The organism is Ensifer sp. SSB1, assembly GCF_016652895.1.
GTDB lineage: Bacteria > Pseudomonadota > Alphaproteobacteria > Rhizobiales > Rhizobiaceae > Ensifer.
The window spans coordinates 1-3,111 of record NZ_JAEPRP010000330.1; the positions used below are offsets into that span (position 1 = coordinate 1).

The following is a 3,111-nucleotide window of genomic DNA, read 5'->3' on the forward strand; positions in this document are numbered from 1 at the left end:
CGTTCGACACCCGGACAGGACGTCTACACGCGCAATCCGCATCCGGATCTGAAGCTGGTCGTCAACGCTCAGACCGGCGCGGTGACCAAGACCTATCTGCATCGCGATCATCTCGCATCGGTCCGGCAGGTGACGGATGCCAGCGGCAATCTCGTCGAGCAGACGGCTTATGCTGCCTATGGGGAACCGACCAACACGGCGATGCGGACGCAGAAGGGCTACATCGGCGAGCGCTTCGATCCTGAAACCGGGCTGCAATACCTCAATGCCAGGTACTACGATCCTAAATTCGGACGGCTTGTTCCGGCTGAGGATGCGGTCGAGCTCTACGACGCGGCTGGAGCCAATCACCACAGCCCCCAGCAGTCCAGACGACCGGAGGCAAGTCGATGAAGTCGCTCGCATTCATTGATTCGTTGTTATTCTCATCGCGGATTGAGCGAGGATTAGGCTTCATGACTTCGCTGCGGCGCATGATGGCACGCGGGCTTGCCATACTGTTGATTGGCAGCCTGAGCATCACTCCAATGGCCGGCGCGGCGAGCGCGCGGTTCATCTCGCCAGACACCTGGGATCCGACCGTCGAAGGCGTAGGTACCAACCGATACGCCTATGCTGCAAACGATCCGATTAACAATAGCGATCCGAACGGGCACCTCTGGGGATCTGTGATCGGGGGCGTAATCGGTGTAATCGGGAGCCTACTCGGTGGGTGGGACCGGGCGAATGCGCCAGCCGATCCAGCCGAAGCCTATAGCCGAAGTCGAACTGAAGTCTTCGTTGATATGACTACGGGTGCCGGCGCCGGTCAAGCCGCCCGCTTGGCTGTCGGTATAGCCAAAGACGCCTTTGAAAAAAAGGAAATCAACAAACAGGTCTCCGAAACGACTGAAGCTCCGGAGGTATCGAAATCACAGGGCGAAGCGCCCCCCTATGCACGAGACAAATATAGCAAGCCTTCCAGCGAGGTTCGACAGGAAACGTTGTCAAGAGACGTGGACTGCGTTTATTGCGGAGAAGCGCGTTCAGACACTTTGGACCATGTCCGCTCACAAAAGCAGGATTGGGTTGAAGGTGGATATCTGGATTCGAAGGAAACGAGGAGCGGGCGTGTCAACGATCCAAGCAATCTGGCGGGGGCTTGCAGGTCATGTAACTCCAGCAAAGGCAGCCGGAGACTTGGAGTTGATTGGGTACCGCCGAAGGATCGGTAATGAAGACAATCGAACACTATGAAAAGTTATATGGGCGTCCTGACCGCACGGCGCGATTTGCGCTCGCGGATGGGAGAAGCATCCTGATTTACAAATGGAGCGAGGAAAGTAGTAAGGAGGGAGTTACTCTCTACGCAACAGATGGTGTCCGCGAGCTATTGAAAGATGGGTCGGACGCGTGCGAATTCTATATTGGGTTGCGGCCGGAAGTGGACGACGTCGTTGAAGCTATCGCCGAGGCAGCTTTCGACGGCAACGGCACAGGTGTTCCGCCCAATTCGGGCGATACGATCACTCTGTCTTTCCCCCTGTGGAAGGGGACGGTCGCTGCGACTTTCCTGTTTACGAACGGTGACGGCATTTTGCCGCCGATTCAGGACAACGGAACCGCGATCCACTTTGTAAAACTGGTTCCTATTTTCCCGAATGAACTGGAGTATAAAAAAAGGTTTGGAGAGGATGCTCTTTGGGAAAGGTTTGAATCTCAAGGCGTGGAATACTGGAACGCATATCGCGAGCCCTCCAGCTGACTGTTGGGATCTAAGGCTTCTATGGCCAACCGATCAAGTTCGAGAAGCTCGGCGGTATTTGGGCGAGCCCCCTCCTATTCTAACAACTGCAGCCTGACGTTCGACAAGCGTATCGGCTGCGACGCCTACCCCGCTGGCAATGCGGCACGTCCGCATGCGCCGACCACGATCGCCACCCGCGCGATTGGCTACGACGCCAACGGCAACATGGTGAGCGATGGCGTGCGAACGCTCGGGTGGGATGGGGCCAATCGATTGTCGATAGTGACGCAGGCTGGCGCGACGACCACCTTCCTCTACGGCCCGTCGGGTGCGAGGGCAAGGAAGAGCAACGCCTTTGCGACGACGCTCTACCTGGATGCCAACGTAGAGATCGATCGTTCAACGCCGGGGCAGGACGTCTAGCAATAGAGGGCTAACGCCGTCGGTTGACGAATTGAAAACGGCCCTCGATGCGGAGCCGCAAAGGTATTGAGGATCAACGGCTGGCACCTGTCATGCCGGACGCAGTAGTTCGAACTTTGCTCCACGTGGAGGTGTCTCTCGAAATCGAGGTTTGCACGAAAATCGGAATAACCAATGGTCCTTGACGCCCAAATTCCCTACGAAATGACGCTACCTCACTAACCAACTGGCCTAAGGGCTAGGGGGCTTCGTTAGGAAAGTAGCGTGAATTGCGCGGTTTCTGAAGATCTTGACGTCCACCAGTTTGTTCGCTAAATGTTCCAGAATGAGCAACAGCAACTCCTTCTTTTTCCGAATAGGTTGACCGCCCCGGGACGTTCCCGGCGCCGCCACAGCATCCTATTCTCGAGAGGGTACGCAATGACGACCTCAGCTGCTCGTGCCGCAGGCAGTACTGCTTGCGATCTCCCCAAGGAATACACATTCGGTTTCGCTTGCCTTGCCCGGTGGGTCGGTCATGCACATCATCGCTCGACGAAGGCCTTCACATCTGAGTGCTTTCACGGGTCGGACGCTGTGATCCGCCGCGCCCGGACGTAGGAGGGTCGCCATGACAGAGTTCGATTTCAGCGCGAACAAGCATGGGCTCGAAGTGGCAACCTATGCGAATTCAATGAGGGTCGCCCTAAGTCGATGCGGCGTGTTCCAAAAGGGTGACAGAACGGTGGGACTCGTACTCCCGCCGGAAGCCGCCCTCGAGAAGTATCACGATGCGGTCAAGATGCTCCTGATTAAGGCGAGGGCTGACCATTACGCAGTGCCGATCGTCCGAGTCAGCAAATTCAAGCAGGAAGCAGATCCATACGAAGCTCTAGCCGCGCTTTCATCCGGCAAAGCGGTGATTGTTCGTGAGCGCGACGAACATCCCACCTTTCCTTTTGTGATTGAGGCCGCGAGATAAG

General features: G+C 56.6%; 5 protein-coding genes. All 5 read left to right on the plus strand.

Annotated features, from left to right (window positions below):
- Positions 1 to 393 (plus strand): RHS repeat-associated core domain-containing protein (locus tag I8N66_RS36840; protein ID WP_291165429.1); only part of this gene is annotated, 393 nt, incomplete at its 5' end.
- Positions 390 to 1,214 (plus strand): RHS repeat-associated core domain-containing protein, encoded by an 825-nt coding sequence (locus I8N66_RS36845; protein WP_291165431.1) that lies wholly within the window; start codon positions 390 to 392, stop codon positions 1,212 to 1,214. The genes I8N66_RS36840 and I8N66_RS36845, both read left to right, overlap by 4 nt.
- Entirely contained in the window at positions 1,214 to 1,744 is a 531-nt protein-coding gene (locus tag I8N66_RS36850; RefSeq protein WP_291165433.1) for a suppressor of fused domain protein, read from the plus strand. Before I8N66_RS36845 ends, I8N66_RS36850 begins: the two co-directional genes overlap by 1 nt.
- A gap of 21 nt (positions 1,745 to 1,765) precedes the next feature.
- On the plus strand, positions 1,766 to 2,149 hold the full coding sequence (locus I8N66_RS36855; protein WP_291165435.1) for a hypothetical protein: 384 nt from the start codon (positions 1,766 to 1,768) through the stop codon (positions 2,147 to 2,149).
- A 610-nt stretch (positions 2,150 to 2,759) separates the two neighbouring features.
- A complete protein-coding gene (locus I8N66_RS36860) occupies positions 2,760 to 3,110 on the plus strand; it encodes a hypothetical protein (protein ID WP_291165437.1) in 351 nt (116 codons plus the stop codon).
- Position 3,111 lies beyond the last annotated feature (1 nt).